Annotated in this window: 6 protein-coding genes and 1 pseudogene; 4 read left to right on the top strand and 3 right to left on the bottom strand. The window is 61.8% G+C overall.

Features of this window, described 5'->3' with window-relative positions; genetic code table 11:
• Both JCM25156_RS22830 and JCM25156_RS08560 read left to right on the top strand, forming a co-directional pair.
• A pseudogene (locus JCM25156_RS22830) lies at positions 1 to 1,002 on the top strand (thiamine pyrophosphate-dependent enzyme); the annotation flags it as partial.
• A gap of 101 nt (positions 1,003 to 1,103) precedes the next feature.
• Positions 1,104 to 1,520 carry an NUDIX domain-containing protein gene (locus JCM25156_RS08560; RefSeq protein ID WP_025812774.1) on the top strand — a complete coding sequence of 139 codons (417 nt, stop codon included), beginning with the start codon at positions 1,104 to 1,106 and terminating at the stop codon, positions 1,518 to 1,520.
• Between the two features lie 16 nt (positions 1,521 to 1,536).
• Here the strand turns inward: JCM25156_RS08560 and JCM25156_RS27910 are convergent, their stop codons facing one another.
• The 3 genes from JCM25156_RS27910 to JCM25156_RS08550 all read right to left on the bottom strand — a co-directional run bounded on the left by JCM25156_RS27910 (position 1,537) and on the right by JCM25156_RS08550 (position 4,518).
• Positions 1,537 to 1,719 carry a hypothetical protein gene (locus JCM25156_RS27910; protein WP_084296489.1) on the bottom strand — a complete coding sequence of 61 codons (183 nt, stop codon included), beginning with the start codon at positions 1,717 to 1,719 and terminating at the stop codon, positions 1,537 to 1,539.
• Positions 1,720 to 1,965: 246 nt separating this feature from the next.
• On the bottom strand, positions 1,966 to 2,994 hold the full coding sequence (locus JCM25156_RS22825; RefSeq protein WP_242402560.1) for a phosphotransferase enzyme family protein: 1,029 nt from the start codon (positions 2,992 to 2,994) through the stop codon (positions 1,966 to 1,968).
• Between the two features lie 45 nt (positions 2,995 to 3,039).
• The gene (locus tag JCM25156_RS08550; protein ID WP_025812773.1) at positions 3,040 to 4,518 is read right to left on the bottom strand and encodes a carbohydrate porin; all 1,479 of its coding nucleotides are present in this window, start codon (positions 4,516 to 4,518) and stop codon (positions 3,040 to 3,042) included.
• Positions 4,519 to 4,781: 263 nt separating this feature from the next.
• On the opposite strand from JCM25156_RS08550, the gene moaB reads away from it, so the two are divergent.
• Both moaB and JCM25156_RS08540 read left to right on the top strand, forming a co-directional pair.
• Positions 4,782 to 5,336, top strand: coding sequence for a molybdenum cofactor biosynthesis protein B (gene moaB, locus JCM25156_RS08545; RefSeq protein ID WP_025812772.1), 555 nt, complete (start codon positions 4,782 to 4,784; stop codon positions 5,334 to 5,336).
• A 212-nt stretch (positions 5,337 to 5,548) separates the two neighbouring features.
• The coding region (locus JCM25156_RS08540; protein WP_025812771.1) for a DJ-1/PfpI family protein at positions 5,549 to 5,876 on the top strand (328 nt) is incomplete at its 3' end.

Genomic DNA, 5,876 nt, shown 5'->3' with positions numbered 1-5,876 from the left:
CCTGGCCGACGCGCTGGGCTGCGCGGTCGCGACCATGGCGGCGGCCAAGAGCTTCTTCCCCGAGGATCACGCGGGTTATATCGGCACCTACTGGGGGGATGTCAGCAGTTCCAAGGCGCAGCAGATATATGACTGGTCCGATGGCGTGCTGTGCCTTGCGCCGGTCTTCAATGATTACTCCACCGTTGGCTGGACCGCCTGGCCCAAGGGCGACAATGTCGCGCTGCTTGACAGCCGTCATATCGCGGCGGGGGGCAAGGCGTTCGATGGCGTCCATCTGCGCGATGTGCTGGAAGCCCTGATCGAACGGCTGAAGGACCAGCCGAAAAAGGACGCCACGCTGGTGGAATACCGGCGCGTCCATACTACCCCGGCGCAGCCCGCGCCCGCCGCTCCGGATGCGCCGCTGGTGCGCGCCGAAATGGCCCGGCAGATTCAGGGCCTGCTGACCACCAACGCCTCCGTCATCGCCGAGACCGGGGATTCCTGGTTCAACGTCATGCAGATGAAGCTGCCCCATGGCGCGCGCGTGGAACTGGAAATGCAGTGGGGCCATATCGGCTGGTCCGTTCCGGCCACGTTCGGTTATGCCGTGGGCGCGCCGGAACGCCGGGTCATCGCCATGGTGGGGGATGGCTCCTTCCAGCTGACGGCGCAGGAAGTGGCCCAGATGGTGCGCCGGAACCTGCCGGTAATCATTTTCCTGATCAACAACCGGGGCTACACCATCGAGGTCCAGATTCATGATGGCCCGTACAACAACATCAAGAACTGGGACTATGCCGGGCTCATGAACGTGTTCAACGCGGAAGACGGACACGGCAAGGCTTCCGCGCCACCACGGGTGCTGAAATGGAAAAGGCGATTGCCGCGGCGCTGGCGAACACGCAGGGACCGACCCTGATCGAATGCGTGATTGACCGTGACGACTGCACCAGCGACCTGATTTCCTGGGGCCGCCGCGTGGCGACGGCCAATGCCCGCCCGCCCGTGGCGCGGTAAGGCCAGGCAATATTTTACCGGCTTGTGGGGCACCTTCGGGTGCCCCCTTTTTTATCAGGTAGTCAGTTTCAGGCGCCTGCAAATAACAGGAGTACAGGTAAATGCTGGACAGGACCGGCCCGCGCGTGGGATGCGGCGCGGCCATCATGGACCGGGAGGGCCGGATTCTGCTGCTGCGGCGTCTGCGGGGGCTGGAAGCAGGATGCTGGGGCCTGCCCGGTGGCAAGGTCGATCCGTATGAGACGACGGCCCATGCGGCGGAGCGCGAAATTGCCGAGGAACTGGGCATAACCATACAGGCGCGTGACCTGCTGTGCCTGGTGGAGGAAATGGACGCCACGGGCGGGCATCACTGGGTTTCCCCCGTTTATCTGGTGACCTCATGGCAGGGGGAGCCGCGTCTCATGGAGCCTGAAAAACACGAAGGCCCGCGCTGGTACGCCCCTGATAGCCTGCCGGACCGGCTGACAACCCCCACGCGCCAGGCGCTGGCGGCCCTGCGACGGCGGGCGGGCTGAAAAGATCCGTAAGGGGTCAGGAGGACTTGGGCGTGGAGTCGAGCGTGCGGGCGTAATCGCGTAGCGCACGTCGATGGCGGGAATAGATCATCCGCGTGGTCTGGGAGCGGGTCGGAACCTCATCGGTCGCGAGCGGCAACGTGGCCACGACGGGCGTGGGCACGGGGGATGAGGCGGTGGGATCAACTGCCGGGGTCATTGCTGCTTTTCCGCTATGTGCCAAGGAGGGGACAGGCTCCGCTGGGTTATTAACCGAACGACACAATCCATACGTGTCATACATGTCAGGAATGAGGCATAAAAGTCATAGCGGCCTTAAAAAATAACCGCGAATCATCACGTTAATTTGCTCCATGAAACTTTTTCGCCAACACGATTCCGCCTGCTCAAAATTTCCAAAAGTTAATGTGGTGAACTCCGCGCCCCAGACAAATTAAAAAAATATCTAATAATCCCCCGGTGCCGGAAAATGGCGGCCATGAATGGCCCGGTTCAGCCAATATCGCGCAGCAGGCGGCCCGCCTGCCATGCCCGGCACAGATCCAGCGTGCGCGCGAACCAGTCCGGCCCAAGGCTTTGCACCTGCGCGGTATGCCGGTGGGTGCCGGTCCATGCCAGAAGCTGGATTCGCCGCTGTATGACAAGCGTGGGCAAAATATCCAGATCGGCCCGCGCCACCTGTCCCGCCATCGCGTAGCCGCGCAGCCAGTGATCGACAGCGGGGGGCGTGGGGGTGGTCTTCATGAAAGCTCAGCGCCGCCGCCAGATCCTGCATGAACCAGCTTATGCCGCAGTCATCGAAATCGATCAGGCGGGTATGCGCCCCGCTGACCAGCAGGTTGGCCAGCCGCAGGTCGGCATGGATCAGCCCGAAACGCTCCGGCTGCCGGCCATATTCCGCCAGTTCCGCATTGATCTGCCGCAGGCACGCCGCGATCAGGTCATGCGCGGTGCCGGTCATGCCCGGCACCGCGTCCCATCGTCCCCACAGGGCATGCGGGCCGGTCATGGTGTCGGGGGTCCAGACCTTGCGGGTAAAACCGGGGGCGCGCGCCCAGTAGCGGCTGTGGTCATGCAGCCGGGCGGTCACGCGGCCCAGGCGGGTAAAGGCTATGGGGTCTATGTCCGGAGTCGGCTCGGTCCCGTCCATCCATGTGAACAGCACGGCGTGGCGGGTTATGCCATCGGGCGCGGGCAGGGTGCGGATCAGGGCGCCGTCATGGCCGGGCACGGGCACCGGCACTTCCAGACCGGCCTCATGCAGCGCGCCCAGCCAGGCCAGTTCGCTGCCGATTTCAGCGGCGGTATGATAGCCCGGCCGGTGCAGGCGCAGCGCGTAACGCGGCCTGCCCCCGGTATCGACCCGGAAAATGACGTTTTCCGAGATGGAAAGCAGGTGGACCCCTGCGTCACGCAGGTCGTATCCGGCCAGCGCGGCATGGGCCATGTGGTACAGAAAGGCGGAATCGCTCATGATCCGCCAGCCATACCGCGTGCCGCCGCGCGGATGAAGGGTGTGTTACAGCAGGCAGTTGAACTGCAGGCCCATCACCGCCGCGTCATGATAGGTGGTGGTGGCGCCGGGGCGGTTGATATACTGGAAATCCGGCTGGAAGCTCATGCCGCGCGCGGTATGGATGTTGTAGAAGAGTTCGTACACATCCTCATGCGTCTGGATGCCCCATGCCTTGCCCCACTGGTTGTTCAGGAAGGGCGTGCCCGCCAGAATCGAGGATTCCTGCTGCAGGATCGAGGCGCGGCTCATCTCGAAATAATGGAACATCGCCCCCACCGTATCGAGCGGGCGGCCCCATTTCGCGCCGGTTTCGATCATGCCGGCCCACACATGCTGCTTCATGGCCGAGATCTTGCCCGAGGTGTACATGTAGCCCGCCAGCGCGATCAGGCCATTGGTCGGCCCCTTGCCATTGCGCACGATCATCTGGTCCGCCTGGAACCATGCGGTGCTGACGCCGGACTGCTTGCGGAAGGGCAGGCCCGTACGCACGGCGGAGTTGCCGTTTATGTCGGAATACAGGTCATCGTACTGCGAATTGTCGTAGCCGTACCCGGCCTTGTAGTGCCCCGCCAGATGGTTGCGGCCGAATTCCGGCAGCCAGCCGATTTCAACCGGGGTGGAGAATTTGCCCAGACCGCTCTGCGCCCATGCCCAGCCCGAGATGCCGCCGTTGAAGGAGTGGGGGGAGACGGCGAACATGCTGGCCATGATATAGGTATCGACCGTGGGCATGACCCGCATCACCACGCCCAGGTTGCCCGATGGCCAGTCGCGCCCGCCCGGCACGTATTTGCCCGGCGCGGGATTGCCGCAGATCGACACGTTCATGAACTCACAGAACAGTGGGGAGGCGGCGAAGAAGCTGCCCACCGGAATCCAGCCCGCGCTGATGTCGAGCCGGTTATGGAACAGGGACTGTTCGGCGTACATATAGACAAGATGGGCGACCACGTTACCACGCGCGCCGTAGATCTGCTGCACGCCGCCAAGGGAATCGTGGATGTAGTCGGTGCTGAGGTTCCGCCCGTGACCGTTCACGATCATGGTATGGGTCCAGAAATTCTTGGGCGCGCCCGCCAGCTTGTTCCAGTCGATGTCGATTTCCACCCCGACCTGCCCGGCATCCGTAACGCCCTGCTTGGCGCCGCCACGGAAGTTGCCCGCCAATTCCTCATGCACATCGGCTTCGATATGCACGCCATGGCGCAACAGGAAGGGCTGGAGCCCCCACCAGTTGCCAAACAGGTGCTGGTCTCCGTAAGGCGCGTTGAAGAACTGGCCGGGATCCTGCACCGACGTACTGCGCCGGGAATTGACGTTGAGGGTGGGCTGCGCGCCCACGAAGCCCTGCCCTTCCCCCGGCAGGGCCTGCGCCAGCGCGGCCTCGTTCAGGGTGAAAAGGACAAGAAGAAACAGGGGCAGCGGTATAAAAAAGCGGGCAAATGTTCTGATCATTCGCACATCGATAGCATATTTCATACCTAATATAAACCTTGACGGGGGAATTATGAAAAAAACTAAGGCTGTGTAAAATAATACTAAAGAGATTTTTTTTACCACAGCAATATATTGATATAGTATGTCACTATTCGTTGTTGTATTTTTTTGTGCAACGCACAAATACATCAGAAGTTTGTGTTTATTCACACATATTACTCATTTCCCCTGCTCTGGTTCGGTCCCGGTTCCATCACAATCCAATGACCGTTGACGTCCGCCCGCCGGAATGGTGAACATGAAGAATGTCGCGACTAGATATGAACAAACCCTTCCTGCCCGTCCGCATCGCGGTACTGACAGTTTCCGATACCCGCACCCCGCAGACGGACCGGTCGGGTGACATCCTGGCTGAGCGGATCGCCAGCGCCGGTCATGTCGTGGCCGCCCGCGCCATCGTGACCGATGACGCCCGGCGGATCGCGGCCACCCTGTCGGGCTGGATCGCGGATGAGCAGGTCGATGTTGTCATTTCCAGCGGCGGCACCGGCGTAACCGGTCGTGACGTCACGCCTGAAGCGTTTGATCAGGTGATCGAAAAGCGGATCGAGGGGTTTGGCGAACTGTTCCGCATGCTGTCCTACCAGAAGATCGGAACCTCGACGATCCAGTCCCGCGCCGTCGCGGGGGTGGCGAACGGAACCTATCTGTTCGCGCTGCCCGGCTCGTCCGGCGCGGTGAAGGACGGATGGGATGACATTCTGGTCTGGCAGCTCGACAGTCGGCATGTGCCCTGCAATTTTGTCGAACTCATGCCCCGCCTGCGCGAACATCTCGCCCCCGACGGGCACGATCATTAAACGGCTGCCGGAAAACGTATAAGAGTTTCTGGAGGTCGCCTTCTTAAAAAGGCGGCGTTCCCCGCAAGCTTTGTGAAAAAAGCTTCACCAGAAAGATCCCTGATAATCCACGGCACGTTTCATGGTCTGGCTTCTGGTCTGACACCGGGCACGCGGCCTGCCGCACCGCGATCTGTGCGGAAAGCGTGCCGTCCCAATGGAAAGAAACGGATATGAGCGCACCAAGACTGCTGCTTCTGGCTGGCGATTATGTCGAGGATTACGAGGTCATGGTCCCCTACCAGGCCCTGACCATGCTGGGGTATCAGGTCGATGCGGTCTGTCCCGGCCGGGGGAAGGGGGAGCATGTCCTGACCGCCATCCATGATTTCGAGGGTGCGCAGACTTATAGCGAAAAACCGGGCCATCGTTTCACGCTGAACGCCAGTTTCGATGACGTGCGGCACGCGGATTACGCCGGTCTGGTCCTGCCCGGTGGGCGCGCGCCGGAATACCTGCGGCTGGATGCGCGGGTGATCGCGCTGGTCCGCGCCTTTGCCG

The organism is Komagataeibacter kakiaceti JCM 25156 (assembly GCF_000613305.1).
The sequence above is the reverse complement of the archived record's forward strand: the minus strand, read 5'-3'. Positions and strand labels throughout refer to the sequence as shown.

What these genes read in the sequence shown, in the direction of transcription:
- JCM25156_RS08560 (WP_025812774.1), top strand. Translation starts at nt 1,104, where the DNA reads ATGCTGGACAGGACCGGCCCGCGCGTGGGATGCGGCGCGGCCATCATG.
- JCM25156_RS27910 (WP_084296489.1), bottom strand. Translation starts at nt 1,719, where the DNA reads ATGACCCCGGCAGTTGATCCCACCGCCTCATCCCCCGTGCCCACGCCC.
- JCM25156_RS22825 (WP_242402560.1), bottom strand. Translation starts at nt 2,994, where the DNA reads ATGAGCGATTCCGCCTTTCTGTACCACATGGCCCATGCCGCGCTGGCC.
- JCM25156_RS08550 (WP_025812773.1), bottom strand. Translation starts at nt 4,518, where the DNA reads ATGAAATATGCTATCGATGTGCGAATGATCAGAACATTTGCCCGCTTT.
- moaB (WP_025812772.1), top strand. Translation starts at nt 4,782, where the DNA reads ATGTCGCGACTAGATATGAACAAACCCTTCCTGCCCGTCCGCATCGCG.